This is a genomic window from Lautropia mirabilis (genome assembly GCF_900637555.1).
GTDB classification, from domain to species: domain Bacteria; phylum Pseudomonadota; class Gammaproteobacteria; order Burkholderiales; family Burkholderiaceae_E; genus Lautropia; species Lautropia mirabilis.
Genome location: NZ_LR134378.1, coordinates 816,340 through 833,419 on the forward strand (window position 1 = coordinate 816,340; position 17,080 = coordinate 833,419).

A 17,080-nucleotide genomic window follows, 5' to 3' on the forward strand; every position below is an offset into this window, starting at 1 on the left:
TCTTCTGCGGCGAGCATCAGGTTCGACCATGGGGCTTGCCGTGAGGGGTTCAACAAGGCGGCTGAGCTTGCCTGGATTGCAGGGAAGTCGTCTGAAGTAGGTTCAAGAAGTCAGGGTCTTCGCGGATCAGTGTGGGTGCAATCGGGCGTTTTCGGGTAGTGGAGGCAGGAAACTGGCAATGACCTTGAGCCTCAGATACTCCTCATCCCGGTATCCGTAAGCACTGCGCTGAATGACCCGAATCTTGTTGTTCAGCCCCTCCACCATCCCCAGACTGACCTTGTTCTCGGGGCGGCAGTAGGCGGCAATGCCATCCCAGTGCCGCTCGATCATGTCGGCAAACTTCCTGTACGGCCCAAGACGCTGCCAGCGCAGGCTCTGTTTCCAGCGCTCGAAGAATGCCCGGGCACCGCGCTCGGTTCTGTAGCTCCACAGTTGCCCGAACGATTCCTTCAGCAGATAGGCCGTGTTCAACCGCCGATTGGCTGCCAGCAGCTTCCTGAGTGCCTGCCGGCCTTCCAGCGTCAGGTTTTCCTGCGCCGACAGCAGCGTATTGCGCTGCCCCTTGATCCACGACCTGTCCTTGCCCTGCAGACGCCTGTACTCGTCGCGCCTGACTTTGAGCCGACCGGCACGACGAACCTGCTCCTGCATGTACAGCTTCGACAGATCCTTCACCGTGCTGTCGTGAAGCCGCTCCAGCTCTGCCACGGCCTTGTTGCCCATGCTCGTGCACAACCTGCCGACATGCAGCGCAAAACGTTCGGTGTAGCGCGGATTCTGCGCCAGCCAGTCAAGCCGTTCTACATGCACGCCGCCGCACCCTGAACAACGTACCCGCCAGCGCTCGAACTCCAGGTACACCACCCAGCCTGCCACCCGAAGATCCCGCACACGGCACGTCCGCTGGTCGTAACGTCCCTGGCAGCGCTACCCACAATTTGAGCAAATGGCTGTTTTTTTCGGCGTCTCAGCTGTACGACCCCCGCCTTGGGGTCTCCGAAGATTCCCGTTAGCTTCGCCGATGCCGCGAAGCCGGGAACGGACAAAAGCTCCCTCAGACTGCGACCTGTTTTCATGCACAGCACCCCGATCCAGTGTCGATACACGATACGAAATCATCATCTGCGCTGTAAAGCCCTTGATTTCAGGCATCAAACGCCGATTTCGGCCTCCATCTCACCCACACTGATCCGCGAAGACCCGATCTTCAAAAGATCTTCAAAGGGGCACATCCTGCTGCCCGGCGGCCGGTCAATCCCGCCAGACCGAAACCCGCCCGATTCACGGCCTGTATTCCATCAGCGCCGCACTGAGCGCCTCCCTCGCAGCCCGCACCCGTGCAGGCTGTTCGCGGTTCAGCGTGACGAGATAGATCGGACGGGATTCCAGATGCCAGTCGGGCAGCAGCTGTACCAGCCTGCCCTGTGCAAACTCCTCCCGGAACTCGGCCCGTGCACGCACGCCGATGCCGAAGTGGTTGAGCAGCAGCTCCTTCGAGAGCAGACTGTTGTTGCAGAGCATGCGCAGTCTGGGAGCGAGGTGGATTTCGCCATGCTCGGGGTGGGTAAGGCGGTAGTCGGGCTGCTGGTAGTCGAGCCACTGGTGCGTGTAGAGATCCTGCGGCCTTTCGATGGGAGGCCGGTTGGCCAGATACTCGGGTGTGGCGCACAGCACCATCTCGGCATCGAACAGCTTGCGGGCAATGAGCTGCGGGTCATTGAGCGCATGCATGCCACCGCGGATGGCGATGTCGATCTGCTGGCGGTAGAGGTTGCTGAAACTGTCGTCCACATACCATTCGATGTTGAGCGCCGGGTACCGTTCGAGCAGGGCCTTGAGGCTGTCACCCAGCGGCAGCCCGCATACGGAAGAGAAGGTGGCAATGCGCAGGGTGCCTTCGATTTCGTGCTTTTGCTGCTCCAGCACCCGGTGGGCCTGCTCCGCACCTTCGAGCATTCTGAGGCAGGCCTGGTAGAAGGCTTCGCCTGCGCTGGTGGCGGAAAGACGCCGGGTGGTGCGGTGCAGCAACCTGATGCCGTGCTGCTGCTCCAGCCTGCTGATGGCAAGGCTGACGGTGGAAACGGTCAGCCCGAGCTGCCTGGCAGCCTGCTGCATGGACTGGTGCTTGATGACCTCGACGAAGATCGCCATGGCGCGAAAGTCATACAGGGGGCGCCCCCCGGGGCACGCTGGCTGCTCCATTGTTTGAACATATCAAAAAGTCTTTTCTCGATTGTACGGTTTTTCTTTGTGAATGCCACGCCTAGAATGCCCTCGTTCCGTCTCGATACAGGGAGCAAGCGATGGAGAAAACCGTGCCGCAGCATCTGCAGAACCACCGGGGCTTTGCCCGGACCTTCCAGCCCGGCAAGCTGACGCTCGGCCTGATTGCGCCTTTCATGGGTTATGCCGATTCGCCCTTTCCGGACATGACGGACTTCACCGCGCTGGTGAAACAGGCAGACGGCAGCGGCCTGGGGGCGCTGTGGGTGCGCGATGTGCCGTTCTACGATCCGAACTTCGGCGATGTCGGCCAGATTCACGACATCACGGCGACACTGGGTTACCTGAGTGCGATCACCGAACACATCACGCTCGGCTCGGCGGGCTATGTCTCTCCCCTGCGTGAGCCGATCCTGACCGCGAAGGAGGCGGCGTCCATCGACCATCTGAGCGGCGGACGCTTCGTGCTGGGCCTGGCGGGCGGTGACCGCCCCAGTGAGTATCCTGCCTTTGGCAAGGAGTTTGACAATCGTGCCGAGCGTTTTCAGGAAAACTGGCAGGTCATCCGCCGGCTGACGGAGCAATCCTTCCCACGCTTTGGTACCGAACACGGCGGCAGCTTCTTCGGCAATCTCGATCTGGTGCCCAAACCCGTACAGGGGCGCCTGCCGATGATGACCGTGGGGCGTGCGCGACAGGATCTGCGCTGGATTGCCAATGAGTCCGATGGCTGGCTGTGGTACTCCGCAGACCTGCCCCATCTGCGCAGCCTCATGGCAGAGCTGGAGCGCCTGAACGAATCAGGCATCTGGCGTCCCTTTGGGTCCTGCAATTTCGTCGAGCTGCTGGAAGATGCCAGCGCACCGCTGCAGGTGTTCAACAGCATCTACCTGCGTGGTGGCAGCCGGGCGCTGTCGGATTTCTACGCCCAGCAGGCCGAGGCTGGGGTGGCACACGTCATCGCCAACCTCAAGCCAACCCGTCGCCCGCCGCTGGAAACGATGCAGGACTTCCTGGAAAACATCGTGCCGCAATTCCGTGCGAGTGCCTGAAGATGCATGACGACGCCGGAATGCGTCGTCCCTCAACACGGTGCGAGCACCAGCGAGCGATGCAGGACTTCTGCAAAACCTTGTGTCGTCATCCTGCGCTGGCACTTGAATGACTACGGAGAATCACCCCATGTCACAAAAAAAGGGTCTTCGCGGATCAGTGTGGGTGCAATCGGGCGTTTTCGGGTAGCGGAGGCAGGAAACTGGCAATGACCTTGAGCCTCAGATACTCCTTATCCCGGTATCCGTAAGTACTGCGCTGAATGACCCGAATCTTGTTGTTCAGCCCCTCCACCATCCTCAGACTGACCTTGTTCTCGGGGCGGCAGTAGGCGGCAATGCCGTCCCAGTGCCGCTCGATCATGTCGGCAAACTTCCTGTACGGCCCAAGACGCTGCCAGCGCAGGCTCTGTTTCCAGCGCTCGAACTCCAGGTACACCACCCAGCCTGCCACCCGAAGATCCCGCACACGGCACGTCCGCTGGTCGTAACGTCCCTGGCAGCGCTACCCACAATTTGAGCAAATGGCTGTTTTTTTCGGCGTCTCAGCTGTACGACCCTCGCCTTGGGGTCTCCGAAGATTCCCTTCAGCTTCGCCGATGCCGCGAAGCCGGGAACGGACAAAAGCTCCCTCAGACTGCGACCTGTTTTCATGCACAGCACCTCGATCCAGTGTCGATACACGATACGACATCATCATCTGCGCTGTAAATCCCTTGATTTCAGGCATCAAACGCCGATTTCGGCCTCCATCTCACCCACACTGATCCGCGAAGACCCAGGAGTCATTTCTGGCAGTTCGGGCAGTAAAACGTCCCGCGCTGCCCCAGAACTTCCTTCTGCACCAAACCGCCGCAACAGACGCAGGGTTCGTTGTGTCTGCCGTACACCGTATATTCCTGCTGGAAATAACCACTTTTACCGTCGCTGTTGACGAAGTCGCGCAACGTGCTGCCGCCGGTTTCAATCGCACGCTGCAACACTGCCTTGATCGTTTCCACCAGGACGGCGCATTCCTTTTTCTTGATCTTGTTTGCAGGGCGGTGTGGCAAGATGCCCGATCTGAATAGGCTTTCGTTCGCATAAATGTTGCCCACGCCGACCACGACGGCATTGTCCATCAGGGCCAGTTTGACTGCTCGCTTTTGCGTCTTGAATTTTTGATAAAGATAGTCGGCGGAGAAGTCGTCTGAAAGCGGTTCAGGGCCGAGCTTCTCAAGAAGCGGATGATGTTCCGCAATGCCTTCATGCCAGGAAATCGCGCCAAACCTGCGTGGATCGTGGTAGCGCAACACCGTGCCGTCTGCAAACACCATGTCCACATGGTCGTGTTTGTCGGGATGTTCAATCCGTGCATCGCCACACGTAAAGATACGCAGACTGCCCGACATGCCCAGATGAATCAGCAGAATGCCCGTTTCAAAACCGATAATCAGATATTTTGCCCGCCGACGGCAGCTCAATACCTCCTGCCCCTTCAGGATCTCCGCCAACTGCGGATTGACCTGCCAGCGCAACCTGGTTTGGCGCAGCACGACATCCGCCACCTTTTTGCCCTGGATGTGCGGGGTGATGCCTCGCAAAGTCGTTTCCACCTCAGGCAATTCCGGCATTTCTTTATCCTCAAGTTGATGCAGTCAACGTCGCATGGACCATGGAGAGGGCGGGGTGAGGTTCCGTACTTCGGTTGAAGGCTTCTAGGGGCGTGCTGAGTGCTCTTGTGATCCTCTGAACAAGTCCCCGCGGCCGTCACATCCCCGTAACGGGCGCATGACTGCGTTGCCATTTGCTGTCAATAGCGCCGCTATTGACAGCAAATGTCGCCTTGTCCTGCATCCCGTTCCGTGGCGCGCCGGTTCGCGGGACTTATTCAGAGGATCCCTTGAACGTTCGCTTTCAGCGCTGGCGCGCTACGGCATGTCCGACGAAACCGGTTCAGATGTCGCTTGTGCCGCTGGCAAATCGCAGCGCATCCAGCACCGCATAAAGCTGGGAGCTGCCGTGGGTGGAGCGCGGATGCTCGGTGAGGCTGACGGGCAGCCCGGGCAGGGTCTCGTTCAGGTGCCGGGTGAAGGCGCGCACGCGGTCCACCTGGCCACGGGCCTTCAGCATCTGTGCCCGAGGGCTGTCAGGGGCAATGTACGGAGCGTGTTTCTGCTCGTATTCGCCGATGCTCAGATGCACGCGCACGGGAAGGGGGGGGCGGCCGGCCTGTGCCTGCACGAAGCGGTCGCGTTCCTGCAGGATGTATTCATCGTGCCACCAGAGGGACGGGCTGGAGGCGATGTAGGTCTGGAAGGCGTCGGGCTGGTTGAAGAGTGTGTACAGCGCAAACAGGCCGCCAAAGGAATGCCCGAACAGCGCCTGGCGCTGCGGGTTCACGGAAAAACGCTCGGCCATGGCCGGCTGCAGTTCCTCGCGCAGGAAGCGCAGGAAGCGTCCGGCGCCGCCCTGACGGCGGCCGCGAGCATCGTGGCTGGCGCTGCCGTCGGTCACGGGGGGCGTGTAGTCCTCCACGCGGGCATCGGTATCCAGCCAGCCGTCGTGGCCGTAGCCCACGCCCACCAGCAGCATGGGGGTCACGCCGTTCTCGCCGGTGCGCGTCATCATGGCGTGGGCGGCCATGGCTGCCACTGGAAACAGCGTGTCGCCATCCAGGAGGGTGAACACCGGATAGCCGCCTTCCGGCTCGGGGCCGACGCAGGTGGTCTGGATCCGATAGCGCCGGCCGGTGTGCCGCGAGTGCATGCCGTGCTGTTCACAGGTGGGCAGCAGGGCCTGGCAGGTCTCGAACAGCGTGCCCGGCGTGGGCGTGATGGGATCGGTGGCAGGGGCGTCCATGGCAAAGTGTCCCGGCAAAAGGTGATGCGGGAATCATAGAGCAAGGGCAGTGGGGAGACCATCGCCGTGCATCGTGCGGAGGCCGGAGGCGGTATGATCCTGCGCGGTATTGCCATCCCTCATCCAGACCATCAGGAGACCCGCCATGACTTTCACGCAGGAAGCCTGGGCACGCAACAGCGCGCTCTTTCAGGCCACGCTGGAGATGCCCTTCAACCGCGAGCTGGCTGACGGCACGCTGTCCATCGAGCGCTTCCGGCACTACATGATCCAGGACGCCCACTATCTGGTGGCTTTCGGCCGGGCGCTGGCCGTGGCGGCCGCCCGGGCCGATGATTCCGACACCGTGGTGCAGCTGGCTGCCGCTGCCCAGGAAGCCGTGGTGGGCGAGCGCGAGCTGCACAACGGCTTCATGAAGCAGCACGGCGTCACGCCCGAGCAGTTTGCCGCCACGCCACTGTCACCTACAGCCGAGCACTACACCAGCTACCTGCTGGCCACGGCCTGGGGTGAGCCCTGGCCGGTGGCCATGGCCGCGCTGCTACCGTGCTTCTGGATCTATGCCGAAGTGGGCCGTGACATCCACGCCCGCAGCAAGCCCGGCAATCCCTGGCAGGCCTGGGTGGACACCTATGCCGCCGAGGAATTCCACGAGGCCGTGGCCCGCATGCGCGACACGCTGGATCGCATCGCGGCAACCACCACCCCCGCCATGCGTGAACGCATGCACGCCGCCTACACCCAGGCTGCCCGACTGGAATGGATGTTCTGGGACGCCGCCTACCGGCTGGAGGCCTGGCCGGTCTGAGGGCTGGCGCCACGGAAAGGCTGCGGGAGGCTTCGCGGGGTGTTGCCAGGGAAGCCTTCCTTGTCAGTCATTTCTCGAACTCGTCGAGAAGCTGGTCGGCCATGTCTGCCTGATATTGCTCCGTGGTGGAGAGGTCCAGATCACGGGTGAAGCGGCTGCTGTCATGGCGGATCACCAGCAGGCCGCCTATCATGGTCCAGCGGGCCAAGCCGTGGTTGGACATCGCTGCTATTGGAAGCTTGACGGAAATCAGCGGGGGACGTTCTTCTATCAGAACACGTCCATGAATTCGCCATGGAATACCATGAGCGATTCCATCTATATCCAGTAAAGGAGTGAAGATTCGAGCATGGGCTTCATAGCGGGTCCATGCTCATGGTGATCAGCGAACATTTGAAACAGAGTAAAGAGATTCGGCCAGCGCCAGCGTCCGTTGCGCCAGTTCGATTGATTTCGTGTCATCAGGGAGAAACATTTTTCTCCGGTTCACAACCTCCTGGAAACCTTGCAGATAGTTGATTTTTTGGTCGTAGTTGGTGATGAGATTCATGTTCTCATCCCATTCGTCAAAGTACGGGCTAGTGAGGTCTGCAAATTGTTCCCACGTGATGATGCCGGACTTCTCCAGTTTCCCGGCCATCTCGATCATCTCGTTCCGTGACATGTGGGTCATGTCATAGCCGGACATGATCTCCTTGGTCTTCTTTGCACGCTCGATGGAGAGTGTGTCGGTCATGACGCCGGCAAACTTGCTGCCGTTTGTGTTCTCGGTCTGGGGGGCAGCGCCCTGGCCGGAGATCTGCTGCATGGCAGACTGCACAAAGGACGCGTAGGAGCTGCTGCTGTGGGCCAGCTCGAAGAAACTGCCAATGGCCATGAGGATGCCTCTCGGGTGAATGTCATGGGAAGTCTAGGCCGTCCGCCATATCAGGCTCGCTGGAAAAACGTCCCCAAACCCCGGCATATCAAGGCGGGGCTTGCCGGAAGGCTTTGCGGGGTTGTTACCAGGGAAGCCTTCCATGTCAGTCCTTTCCCGAACTCGTCGAGAAGCTGGTCGGCCGTGTCTGCCTAATATTGCTCCGTGGTGGAGAAGTCCAGATCACGGGTGAAGCGGCTGCTGTCATGGCGGATCACCAGCAGACCGCCTTTCATGGTCCAACGGGCCAATCCGTGGTTGGATATCGCCGCTATTGGAAGCTTGGCGGAAATCAGCGGGGGGCGTTCTCCTATCAGAACACGTCCATGAATTCGCCATGGAACACTATGAGCGATTCGATTTACATCCAGTGAGTTGAACGAAGAGTCGAGAACGTGGGAGCTACGGGACACCACGTTCTCGGTGGTATTACGCCCGCGCTATGTGGTCTAGCGACTCGGCCAGGGCTTGGGTTCTTTCCGCAATGATGATCGACTGGATGTCGCTAGGGTTGAAGGTCCGGTTTCTGATTACGACCTGTTGCAGCCCTTCCAGATAGTTGATCTTTTGATCGTAGTCGGTGATGAGATTCATGTTCTCATCCCATTCATCGAAATGGGGGGCAGTCAATTCAAAGTACTGATCCCACGTGATGATGCCGGATTTCTCCAATTTCCCGGCCATCTCGATCATCTCGTTACGTGACATGTGGGTCATGTCATAGCCGGACATGATCTCCTTGGTCTTCTTTGCACGCTCGATGGAGAGTGTGTCGGTCATGATGCCGGCAAACTTGCTGCCGTTTGTGTTCTCGGCCTGAGGGGCAGCGCCCTGGCCGGAGATCTGCTGCATGGCAGACTGCACAAAGGACGCGTAGGAGCTGCTGCTGTGGGCCAGCTCGAAGAAACTGCCAATGGCCATGAGGATGCCTCTCGGGTGAACGCCATGGGTAGTCTAGGCCGTGCCGACATATCAGGCTCGCTGGAAAAACGTCCCCAAAGCCCGGCATATCAAGGTGGGTCTTGCAGGAAGGCTTTGCGGGGTTGTTACCAGGGAAGCCTTCCATAGAGGCTGGATACGGCGCCAAAGGCATCCTCGAAGGCCGGGAGCTCGCCATCCACGTCGGACCGGATGTCTGCGTAGCCCTCACGTGCAAGTTGTTGCACGGCCTCATCTTCCATGGATCGGGCGGTTGGGGTCAGCCCCTTGCTCTGGCAAGACTTGACCAGTATCTGATGGATGCGTTTCAGGTCATTTGCCGTCAGGGGTGGTGCCGATTCCAGCAACAGCCAGATGTCGTAGACATCCTGTCGGCGGTTTCGCCGGCGGATGGGCTGTTGCAAGAGTGAGCGCATCTTTTCGGCCAGCACGTTGTGCAGGGAATAGGAGTGAATGGTGGCGCCGCCTTCCAGTTCCAGAAGCTCCACGTCGAAGACGGATTCGTTGAAGCTGTAGTCGATCTGAACGACTCGTGGGGACTGCTTTGCCTGAAGCCGTGCCATGGCGCTGCGATCCGACTTGTCGGCAAAGCCGATGGTCAGCGTCAGGTTGTGGTGAGTGCGGTTTTCTCCCTTGGGCTCCACCCGACGGGATTGCAGGCGACAGGTCGTCTCATAGAAAAGGCGGTTCTCGGCGTCGATCAGTCCTTTCTCGAACTCGTCGAGAAGCTGGTCGGCCGTGTCTGCCTGATATTGCTCCGTGGTGGAGAAGTCAAGATCACGGGTGAAACGGCTGCTGTCGTAGCGAATGGCCAGCAGCAGACCGCCTTTCATGACCATGCGGGCCTGCAGGTTACGTGAATGGCCGATGCTGTCCAGGATGATGTGGACGGCTTCCCGAAAGCCCCTTTGATGGGTGGGTGCATCATCGACCCAACGTTCGATGTCCACTTCATTCATGGGCATCATCCATGTTGTTGGTGTGCAAGGTGGGTACGTTGATGGAGAGCATCCACTTATCGGAATATCGGGGATCGTATTCCGCCTGTGGGTCCAGTTTGCGGGATCCGCCCCGCTGGGCATGTCGGGTCCAGCCTTCGATGCGAGGATCGGAGAGGTGGCACACTTCGGTCAGCAGAAAGCCTAGCCTGACCTTGTCGATGGCCGTGCCGTGGCGTTCCGCATCATCGATGATCAATGACAGGTACTGTGCCGCCCGGCTTCGGTAGACATCGATGACGTGCAGGATGCCGCCACAGAGCTCGGGCTCACGGACCATGTCCAGAAAGGTCCGGCCGATGGTGGCGACGCGCACGCCGGTGCTTCGCACGACCTTGAATGCCCCCAGGTGGCTGCGACGCATGAGTTCCACGTGCTGGCCTTCAATGCTCTGGCTGGGCTGACGACGCAGGACAGGAAGACCTGTCTGACGGTAGGCCGAAAGCCGTTCACCCAAGTCGGCTGCCATGCGGGCATCGGCCTGGGTGCGCCATGCCTTGTCGTCGGGGGTGGTGAGGTAGAGGACTTTCGGAAAGCGGTCCGTCAGACCGTGGTATTCCATGGCACTGAGGTGCGAGACATAGGCAAATGGATCCACGGCACAGGCAACCTCCGTGGCTGCGGGTTTGTTCTTGCCGAAGAGCCGATACACGGTTCCTTTCCGGAAATCCTTGTCAGGCAGGAGCAGGCCCGTCGAAAGCAGGTTGTCTACCGCCTGTTGGTGGGAACGGATGTCTGGTGGTTGTCCGGACGTGTCGGTCAACCGGGTGATGAGCACGGCCAGCTCATAGTCGGTGATGACAGGCCTGTTCCAGCCGGACAGGCGTTCCTGAATGGATTTCAGCAGGTTGAAGGGCAACGGGGTGTCCATGGATACCTGTTTACTAGGTCCGTGATGGTGTTACCATTATGCTATGCGTCCTAAGGACGCATAGCATAATGGTAACATGACCTAGATGTCAAGTTTTGTGTGTCATTCAGCGAGAGGGCTTGAAGGTTCAGGGGGCTGAGGTGCCAGGCATGATGGGGACAGGCCATCTCATCGATTGCCCCAGCAACGTAGGGCGGGTCAGGTATATCTCCCCTGTTGCATCCCGACAAACGCCCCGGCCAGCCACGCTTCGCCTGCCGACCGGTCGTCCCGTGCCATGGGGGCACTGTCCAGCAGGGCGCGGGTGCCCGGTACACTGGCGGGCATGAAGACCGATGCCCTCATTTCCCTTTGTGGCCGGCTGCTGCTGGCCCTGATGCTGGCCGCGCCGGCCGGCGTGGCCTTGTCTCCGAGCCCTGCGATGGCACAGGCGGCGCCAGCTGCTGCCAGTGACAAGGACAAGGCGGCCCAGGGTGGCAATGCCAATGCCGCCGCGGCCAATCCGGCGCCTGCCCCGGCCTCGCCCATTCCGCCGGCCAACGTGGTTTCCCGCGCCGAGAGCGAGGAGAACGCGCTCAACATCATTCGCAACCGCCTTCAGGCCTCGCCGCAGCGCGATGGCATCAAGCAGCGGTTGGCTCGCCTGGCCCGGGACACGGCCGAGGCACGAACGCTGAGCCATCTGGCGATGGACTCCGACAGCCAGCGGCGCATGCGTGACATCGAGCCCACCTGGGCGCAGCTGCAGGCCGAGGTGACGGCGGTGGACAAGCAGCTCACGCAGGTGGCCGAGGCGCTGCAGGAGGACTTCAACCGCCTGAACACCATGCAGAAGGCCTGGGAAGGGGCGCAGGCGGCTGAAGAGATCAAGGCGTCACCGCAGGTCATCCGCACGCGCGTGCAGGAGGTGCTGAACCAGATCCAGGACACGCGCAAGGCGGCGTCCAAGATCCGCAGCGGCATCTTCGACCTGCAGGCGCAGAGCAGCAAGCTGCAGGCCACCATCTCGTCCGAGCAGGCGTTGCTGAAGAACACGCTGACGGCGTCCATCGATTCGCTGTTCAAGACTGATAGCCCGGCGCTGTTCGGTGCGTCCAATGCGGAAAGCACTGACGGCAGCACGCTGACGGGCCTGGCGCGCCTGCGCTCGGATGGCCATGCCATCGTCGAGTACCTGCGCATCCATCCGGTCCGCTCCATTGCGCTGCTGGCGTGGCTGGTGCTGGTGTTTGCCACGCTGCACCTCCTGCGTCCGCGGGTGGAGGCAAAGATCAGCGAACAGCCGGTGCTGCGTTCGGTGCGCTGGCTGCTGCAGGATCCGCTGTCGGTGGCGGTGCTGACGACGGTGACGATGGCGGCAGTTGTTCTGCCCTATCCGCCGGCCAGCCTGAACCTGCTGCTGGGGCTGGTGGCGCTGGCGCCCACCGTGCAGCTGCTGCGTCAGGTGGTGGAGCGTTCGCTGGCCACTTACTTGTACTGGCTGCTGGCCATGTTCGCCTTCAACCAGGTGCCGGAGATCCTGAAGTTCGACCCGACCTGGGAGCGGCTGTTCTTCCAGTCGCAGCTGCTGCTGACGATCCTGGTGCTCATGCACCTGACGCGTGACCGGCGCCGCGCCTTCGTGCAGGCGCGTGCCGAGGCCGAGGCCGAAAACGAGACGGTCTCCAGCGAAGCGCTGCCGCCCGACAGCAGCACGAAGCATGTGGACCAGAATGCCCGCTCGCTGCGGCTGACGGGCTACGCCATCAACACGGTGCTGGCCGGTTGCAGTGCGGCCCTGGTCACCGACCTGCTGGGCTTCACCCGGCTGGCGCGCTTCATCAGTGCCTCCACGCTCAATTCGCTGTTTGCGGGGGTCATCCTGCTGGCGGGGTCGCTGGTGCTGCTGTCGCTGCTGCGCCTGGCCGGCAACCTGCGCCCGCTTAACCGGCTGAAGATGCTGGACGAGGACGGGGCGCTGATCGAGGCACGACTGCGTCGCGTGGTCTACTGGGTGGCGGTGCTGCTGTGGACGGGCTACACCCTGAACCAGGTGATGCTGCTGTCGCCGCTCACCGATGCGTTGGGGAACTTCCTGTCCACGCCGCTGAAGATCGGGCAGATCTCGGTGTCGCTGGCCGACCTGCTGCGCTTCTTCGTGCTGGTCTGGCTGACGCTGCAGGTCTCGCGCCTGTTGCGCTACGTGCTGGACCGCGAGGTCTACACGCGGGTGTCGCTGGCGCCGGGCATTCCGTATGCGCTCAACAGCATCCTCAACTATGTGGTGCTGATCGGCGGTCTGCTGATGGCCATTGCCTCCACCGGTGTGAGCCTCGATCGATTCACCATCTTCGCCAGCGCACTCGGTGTCGGGGTCGGTTTCGGCTTGCAGAGCATCGTCAACAACTTCGTCTCGGGCCTCATCGTGCTGTTCGAGCGTCCCATCAAGGTGGGCGATTCGGTGGACATGGCGGGGCAGAGCGGCAAGGTCAAGCGCATCGGCATCCGTGCCAGCGTGCTGCGCACCGGAGCGGGGGCGGACGTGATCGTGCCCAACTCGCAGCTCATCGCCAACCAGGTGGTGAACTGGACGCTGTCCGATCACCTGCGCCGCATCGAGATCGGCCTGGGGGTGGCCTACGACAGCGATCCCAAGCAGGTCATCAAGCTGCTGACCGAGGTGGCACGCGAACACGCTGATCTGCTGGCCACGCCGGCGCCCACGGCGCAGTTCACCGACTTCGGTGCGTCGGCCCTGCAGTTCAAGCTCTATGCCTGGACGGCACGTAGCGAGCGCATGGGGGGCATCCGCAGCGAGCTGTGCATTGCCATCCACGAGCGCCTGCAGGCGGAGGGCATCGTGCTGGCAACGTCCTGATTGCCCAGCGCGTGATCGGTATCCGGGCCATGGCGTGGCTGCGCCATGGCCCGGATCGTTTTCAGGGCATGAGGCGCCGTATATTCGGGGCGATGACACGACCTTCGAGGAGACTTCATGCGTCACAACGAATTCGGCCAGCCCATCGGCAATGCGGTGCCTGGCTTCACGCCCGGTGAACGGCCAGGCCGCCCTGTCCTGCAGGGGCGTTTCTGCCGGCTGGAGCGGCTGTCGGCCGCCCGACATGGCGAAGATCTGTATGCCTTCCATGGCCCGGGAGCCAACCTGGCTGACTGGACCTACCTTCCCCGTGATCCGGTGCCCGACCGACAGACCTTGCAGGCACAGCTGGAGCGGCTGGAGGCGAGCGAGGATCCCTGTACCTTCGTCATCATCGAAGAGGGCAGCAACCAGGTCGTGGGTTCGTTTGCGTTGATGCGGATCGATCCGGCCAACCGCGTGATCGAAGTGGGGTCCGTCACCTATTCCGACCGGCTCAAGCGCACGCGCATGGCCACCGAGGCCCAGCTGCTGCTGGCGCAGTACGTGTTCGAGACGCTGAAGTACCGCCGTTATGAATGGAAGTGCGATTCGCTGAACCAGCCATCGCGCAACGCTGCCCTGCGCCTGGGCTTCACCTACGAGGGCATGTTCCGCCAGGCCATCGTGTACAAGGGGCGTAACCGCGATACCTGCTGGTACTCAATGCTGGATTCCGAATGGCCCCGCGTGAAGCGGCGCCTGGAGAGGTGGCTGTCGGATGACAACTTCGATGCCGAGGGCCGGCAGCGCGTGGCGTTGGGGGACATTGAGGGGTAACGATCTGGCGCAACCAGACCTCGGTCGGGGGGCGGTGGCATACTGGCCCTGTCCGCCCGATAGGTGCTGGGCGTATGGGAGGCGCTGTCCATCATGGATGCACACGAGATCCTCGCCGTCCTGCAGGCGGCTGCCGAGCCCGGCCGAGCGCCGCAGATGGCGGCCTACATGAAGCATCGCTTCGCATTTCTGGGGGTGGGCACGCCCGAGCGGCGAAAGCTCTGCCGGCCGTTCTTCCGTGCGGCGCGTGGGCAGGTACCGGACTGGGTCTTCGTGCGGGAATGCTGGCAGAGCCCGTTCCGCGAGATGCAGTACGTGGCTGTGGATTACCTGAACGAGGTGAAGGAACAGCTGGTTCCGGCAGACCTGGACCGCGTGGAGGCGCTGGTGGTGCAGAAGTCGTGGTGGGACACGGTGGATGCGCTGGACAAGGTGGTGGGCTCCATCCTGCTGCGTCATCCGGAGATCCGCCCCCGGATCATGGCCTGGAGTCTGCACGAGAACTTCTGGCTGCGCCGCATCGCCATTGACTGTCAGCTGTCGCTGGGGGCGCAGACCGATCGTGCGTTGCTGGCCGAGGTCATCGTCAACAACCTGGGGCAGACCGAGTTCTTCATCAACAAGGGCATTGGCTGGGCCTTGCGCCAGTACGCCCGCCAGGATCCGGCGTGGGTGCTGGCTTTCATCGAGACCCATCGTGCCCGGATGGCACCACTCAGCATCCGTGAGGCGCTCAAGCACCTGAAGGGCTGAGTGGGCGGTGCCAGCTCGCGCCTGGCCATCCTGAAAAAAGAAACGCCCCCACCCGGCGGTAACCGGGTGAGGGCGGACGGGCGGGCCCGCACGGGACGGTGCGGGTCGCTGGTGTCTGGGTGGCTGATGGCATCAGGCCACCCCTGAAAGACTATGCCGGGCCGTGCTGCACGGCCAGGACGATCGGACGGCCGGGCGAGCCGTCCAGACGGAACGCGTTTCGGTGGAAAGGCTGCTTGTTTGCGTGCCGATCAGGACGAGGTCTGGAAAGCGTGCTGCGCCTCGATGATGCTCGGATCATCGAGGCGCAGTGTGCGCTTACTTGGGTGCCGAGGTGCGGATCAGGTGATCGAAGGCTGCCAGGGCAGCCTTGGCGCCATCGCCGGCAGCGATGATGATCTGCTTGTACGGCGAGGTGGTGCAGTCACCGGCGGCAAACACGCCTTCCATTGAGGTCTGGCCACGAACGTCGACCTGGATCTCGCCGTTGCGGACCAGCGTGATGCCACTGTCCTTCAGGAAGTCGGTGTTGGGCACCAGGCCGATCTGGACGAACACGCCTTCCAGCGCCACTTCGTGGATGCTGTCGTTGGTGCGGTCCTTGTAGACGATGGCGCTGACCTTGTCGTTGCTGGCCTTGACCTCGGTGACCTGAACGTTCTTCAGGATCTTCACGTTGGGCAGGCTTTCCAGCTTGCGCTGCAGCACGGCGTCGGCACGCAGTTCAGGCATGAACTCGAAGAGCGTGACATGGTCCACCACGCCAGCCAGGTCGATGGCGGCCTCGACACCCGAGTTGCCACCGCCGATGACGGCGACGCGCTTGCCCTTGAAGAGCGGGCCGTCGCAGTGCGGGCAGTAGGTGACGCCGCGGTTGCGGTATTCCTGCTCGCCGGGCACGCCCATGCTGCGCCACCGGGCACCGGTGGCCAGGATGACGGTCTTGCTCTTGAGGCTGGCGCCGCTGGCGGTCTTGACGGTGACCATGCCGGCAGCCTCGTCACGGCTGATCGACTCGACCTTCTGCAGGTTCATGATGTCGACGCCGTAGTGACGGGTGTGGGCTTCCAGGGCGGCGGCAAACTTGGGACCGTCGGTTTCCAGCACCGAGATGTAGTTCTCGATGGACATGGTGTCCAGCACCTGGCCGCCGAAACGCTCGGCCACCACGCCGGTGCGGATGCCCTTGCGGGCGGCGTAGACGGCTGCCGCAGCACCGGCCGGGCCACCGCCGACGATCAGCACGTCGAAGGGATCCTTCTCGGAGAGCTTCTCGGCGGCGCGGGAGTGGGCGCCGCTGTCCAGGCGCGCCAGGATCTCTTCGGCGCTGGAGCGGCCCTGGAACAGCACTTCGCCGTTCAGGAAGACGGTGGGCACGGCCATGATGGCGCGTTTTTCCACTTCGTCCTGGAAGAGGGCGCCGTCGATGGTCTGGACGCGGATGCGGGGGTTGATGACCGACATCGAATTGAGCGCCTGCACCACGTCCGGGCAGTTCTGGCACGACAGAGACATGTAGATCTCGAAGTCGTAGTCGCCGGACAGGGCCTTGGTCTGCTCGATGGTGTCGGCGTCGAGCTTGATGGTGTGGCCGCCGACGTGCAGCAGGGCCAGCACCAGCGAGGTGAACTCGTGGCCCAGCGGGATGGCGGCAAAGCGCACGCCGATGTCGGTGCCGATGCGGTTGATGGCGAAGGAGGGCTTGCGGACATCCGCGGCCGGGTCTTCGCGCAGAGTGATCTTGTCGGACAGTTCGGCGATTTCCTGCAGGAGTTCCTGCATTTCTTTCGCTTTCGGACTGCCGTCCAGGGTGGCCACCAGCTCGATCGGCTGTTTCAGGTGGCCCAGGTAGGTTTGCAGCTGGTTCTTGAGGTCTGCGTCAAGCATGATGGTGCCGTGGTGACGTGGGAAATGGACAAAAAAAACCAGCCACCGGTTGCCGGCGCGAGGAGCTAGGCGATAGGAGCGCCGCTTGGCCGGGGCTGGCTGGTAACGATGTC

Annotated in this window: 18 protein-coding genes; 7 read left to right on the forward strand and 11 right to left on the reverse strand. The window is 61.9% G+C overall.

Annotated elements, in window-relative coordinates; genetic code table 11:
- Nucleotides 1–126: 126 nt before the first annotated feature.
- Nucleotides 127–894: a transposase gene (locus EL249_RS13305; protein ID WP_005674360.1), complete on the reverse strand. Its 768-nt coding sequence runs from the start codon at nucleotides 892–894 to the stop codon at nucleotides 127–129.
- A 390-nt stretch (nucleotides 895–1,284) separates the two neighbouring features.
- A complete protein-coding gene (locus EL249_RS03285; RefSeq protein WP_040530082.1) occupies nucleotides 1,285–2,154 on the reverse strand; it encodes a LysR family transcriptional regulator in 870 nt (289 codons plus the stop codon).
- A gap of 164 nt (nucleotides 2,155–2,318) precedes the next feature.
- Here EL249_RS03285 and EL249_RS03290 point away from each other — a divergent pair, with 164 nt between their 5' ends.
- Nucleotides 2,319–3,278: a TIGR03571 family LLM class oxidoreductase gene (locus tag EL249_RS03290; RefSeq protein ID WP_232002032.1), complete on the forward strand. Its 960-nt coding sequence runs from the start codon at nucleotides 2,319–2,321 to the stop codon at nucleotides 3,276–3,278.
- 157 nt (nucleotides 3,279–3,435) lie between these two features.
- Here EL249_RS03290 and EL249_RS13310 read toward each other — a convergent pair whose 3' ends face one another.
- The 3 genes from EL249_RS13310 to EL249_RS03305 all read right to left on the reverse strand — a co-directional run bounded on the left by EL249_RS13310 (nucleotide 3,436) and on the right by EL249_RS03305 (nucleotide 6,119).
- Nucleotides 3,436–3,747, reverse strand: coding sequence for a transposase (locus EL249_RS13310; protein ID WP_126348068.1), 312 nt, complete (start codon nucleotides 3,745–3,747; stop codon nucleotides 3,436–3,438).
- Between the two features lie 316 nt (nucleotides 3,748–4,063).
- Complete coding sequence (gene mutM / locus EL249_RS03300; RefSeq protein WP_005674355.1) at nucleotides 4,064–4,891, reverse strand: bifunctional DNA-formamidopyrimidine glycosylase/DNA-(apurinic or apyrimidinic site) lyase; 828 nt, start codon at nucleotides 4,889–4,891, stop codon at nucleotides 4,064–4,066.
- 322 nt (nucleotides 4,892–5,213) lie between these two features.
- Nucleotides 5,214–6,119: an alpha/beta hydrolase gene (locus EL249_RS03305; protein ID WP_005674354.1), complete on the reverse strand. Its 906-nt coding sequence runs from the start codon at nucleotides 6,117–6,119 to the stop codon at nucleotides 5,214–5,216.
- A gap of 145 nt (nucleotides 6,120–6,264) precedes the next feature.
- Here EL249_RS03305 and tenA point away from each other — a divergent pair, with 145 nt between their 5' ends.
- Nucleotides 6,265–6,927 (forward strand): thiaminase II, encoded by a 663-nt coding sequence (gene tenA, locus EL249_RS03310; protein WP_005674353.1) that lies wholly within the window; start codon nucleotides 6,265–6,267, stop codon nucleotides 6,925–6,927.
- A gap of 67 nt (nucleotides 6,928–6,994) precedes the next feature.
- Here the strand turns inward: tenA and EL249_RS13720 are convergent, their stop codons facing one another.
- The gene (locus EL249_RS13720) at nucleotides 6,995–7,120 is read right to left on the reverse strand and encodes a hypothetical protein (RefSeq protein WP_269471750.1); all 126 of its coding nucleotides are present in this window, start codon (nucleotides 7,118–7,120) and stop codon (nucleotides 6,995–6,997) included.
- Here EL249_RS13720 and EL249_RS13835 point away from each other — a divergent pair.
- Nucleotides 7,091–7,258, forward strand: coding sequence for a DUF4879 domain-containing protein (locus tag EL249_RS13835; protein WP_083799638.1), 168 nt, complete (start codon nucleotides 7,091–7,093; stop codon nucleotides 7,256–7,258). The genes EL249_RS13720 and EL249_RS13835 overlap by 30 nt on opposite strands.
- Nucleotides 7,259–7,309: 51 nt before the next feature.
- Here the strand turns inward: EL249_RS13835 and EL249_RS03325 are convergent, their stop codons facing one another.
- Nucleotides 7,310–7,804: a hypothetical protein gene (locus EL249_RS03325; protein WP_005674351.1), complete on the reverse strand. Its 495-nt coding sequence runs from the start codon at nucleotides 7,802–7,804 to the stop codon at nucleotides 7,310–7,312.
- A 245-nt stretch (nucleotides 7,805–8,049) separates the two neighbouring features.
- Here EL249_RS03325 and EL249_RS13840 point away from each other — a divergent pair, with 245 nt between their 5' ends.
- The gene (locus EL249_RS13840; RefSeq protein ID WP_083799637.1) at nucleotides 8,050–8,217 is read left to right on the forward strand and encodes a DUF4879 domain-containing protein; all 168 of its coding nucleotides are present in this window, start codon (nucleotides 8,050–8,052) and stop codon (nucleotides 8,215–8,217) included.
- Nucleotides 8,218–8,272: 55 nt separating this feature from the next.
- Here the strand turns inward: EL249_RS13840 and EL249_RS03340 are convergent, their stop codons facing one another.
- The 3 genes from EL249_RS03340 to EL249_RS03350 all read right to left on the reverse strand — a co-directional run bounded on the left by EL249_RS03340 (nucleotide 8,273) and on the right by EL249_RS03350 (nucleotide 10,651).
- Nucleotides 8,273–8,764: a hypothetical protein gene (locus tag EL249_RS03340; protein ID WP_005674350.1), complete on the reverse strand. Its 492-nt coding sequence runs from the start codon at nucleotides 8,762–8,764 to the stop codon at nucleotides 8,273–8,275.
- 125 nt (nucleotides 8,765–8,889) lie between these two features.
- On the reverse strand, nucleotides 8,890–9,741 hold the full coding sequence (locus EL249_RS03345) for a nucleotidyl transferase AbiEii/AbiGii toxin family protein (RefSeq protein ID WP_126348069.1): 852 nt from the start codon (nucleotides 9,739–9,741) through the stop codon (nucleotides 8,890–8,892).
- The gene (locus EL249_RS03350) at nucleotides 9,734–10,651 is read right to left on the reverse strand and encodes a type IV toxin-antitoxin system AbiEi family antitoxin domain-containing protein (RefSeq protein WP_005674348.1); all 918 of its coding nucleotides are present in this window, start codon (nucleotides 10,649–10,651) and stop codon (nucleotides 9,734–9,736) included. Before EL249_RS03350 ends, EL249_RS03345 begins: the two co-directional genes overlap by 8 nt.
- Nucleotides 10,652–10,976: 325 nt before the next feature.
- On the opposite strand from EL249_RS03350, the gene EL249_RS03355 reads away from it, so the two are divergent.
- The 3 genes from EL249_RS03355 to EL249_RS03365 all read left to right on the forward strand — a co-directional run bounded on the left by EL249_RS03355 (nucleotide 10,977) and on the right by EL249_RS03365 (nucleotide 15,080).
- Entirely contained in the window at nucleotides 10,977–13,508 is a 2,532-nt protein-coding gene (locus EL249_RS03355; protein ID WP_050781933.1) for a mechanosensitive ion channel family protein, read from the forward strand.
- Nucleotides 13,509–13,625: 117 nt separating this feature from the next.
- On the forward strand, nucleotides 13,626–14,327 hold the full coding sequence (locus tag EL249_RS03360) for a GNAT family N-acetyltransferase (protein WP_005674346.1): 702 nt from the start codon (nucleotides 13,626–13,628) through the stop codon (nucleotides 14,325–14,327).
- 93 nt (nucleotides 14,328–14,420) lie between these two features.
- Entirely contained in the window at nucleotides 14,421–15,080 is a 660-nt protein-coding gene (locus EL249_RS03365) for a DNA alkylation repair protein (RefSeq protein WP_040531799.1), read from the forward strand.
- Between the two features lie 318 nt (nucleotides 15,081–15,398).
- On the opposite strand, the gene ahpF is transcribed toward EL249_RS03365, so the two are convergent.
- Nucleotides 15,399–16,967 (reverse strand): alkyl hydroperoxide reductase subunit F, encoded by a 1,569-nt coding sequence (ahpF, locus tag EL249_RS03370; RefSeq protein WP_040531796.1) that lies wholly within the window; start codon nucleotides 16,965–16,967, stop codon nucleotides 15,399–15,401.
- Nucleotides 16,968–17,080 lie beyond the last annotated feature (113 nt).

What these genes read in the sequence shown, in the direction of transcription:
- tenA (WP_005674353.1), top strand. Translation starts at nt 6,265, where the DNA reads ATGACTTTCACGCAGGAAGCCTGGGCACGCAACAGCGCGCTCTTTCAG.
- EL249_RS03285 (WP_040530082.1), bottom strand. Translation starts at nt 2,154, where the DNA reads ATGGCGATCTTCGTCGAGGTCATCAAGCACCAGTCCATGCAGCAGGCT.
- EL249_RS13835 (WP_083799638.1), top strand. Translation starts at nt 7,091, where the DNA reads ATGGCGGATCACCAGCAGGCCGCCTATCATGGTCCAGCGGGCCAAGCC.
- EL249_RS13720 (WP_269471750.1), bottom strand. Translation starts at nt 7,120, where the DNA reads ATGATAGGCGGCCTGCTGGTGATCCGCCATGACAGCAGCCGCTTCACC.
- EL249_RS03325 (WP_005674351.1), bottom strand. Translation starts at nt 7,804, where the DNA reads ATGGCCATTGGCAGTTTCTTCGAGCTGGCCCACAGCAGCAGCTCCTAC.
- EL249_RS03350 (WP_005674348.1), bottom strand. Translation starts at nt 10,651, where the DNA reads ATGGACACCCCGTTGCCCTTCAACCTGCTGAAATCCATTCAGGAACGC.
- mutM (WP_005674355.1), bottom strand. Translation starts at nt 4,891, where the DNA reads ATGCCGGAATTGCCTGAGGTGGAAACGACTTTGCGAGGCATCACCCCG.
- EL249_RS03360 (WP_005674346.1), top strand. Translation starts at nt 13,626, where the DNA reads ATGCGTCACAACGAATTCGGCCAGCCCATCGGCAATGCGGTGCCTGGC.
- EL249_RS03355 (WP_050781933.1), top strand. Translation starts at nt 10,977, where the DNA reads ATGAAGACCGATGCCCTCATTTCCCTTTGTGGCCGGCTGCTGCTGGCC.
- EL249_RS03365 (WP_040531799.1), top strand. Translation starts at nt 14,421, where the DNA reads ATGGATGCACACGAGATCCTCGCCGTCCTGCAGGCGGCTGCCGAGCCC.
- EL249_RS03305 (WP_005674354.1), bottom strand. Translation starts at nt 6,119, where the DNA reads ATGGACGCCCCTGCCACCGATCCCATCACGCCCACGCCGGGCACGCTG.
- EL249_RS13840 (WP_083799637.1), top strand. Translation starts at nt 8,050, where the DNA reads ATGGCGGATCACCAGCAGACCGCCTTTCATGGTCCAACGGGCCAATCC.
- EL249_RS03340 (WP_005674350.1), bottom strand. Translation starts at nt 8,764, where the DNA reads ATGGCCATTGGCAGTTTCTTCGAGCTGGCCCACAGCAGCAGCTCCTAC.
- ahpF (WP_040531796.1), bottom strand. Translation starts at nt 16,967, where the DNA reads ATGCTTGACGCAGACCTCAAGAACCAGCTGCAAACCTACCTGGGCCAC.
- EL249_RS03345 (WP_126348069.1), bottom strand. Translation starts at nt 9,741, where the DNA reads ATGAATGAAGTGGACATCGAACGTTGGGTCGATGATGCACCCACCCAT.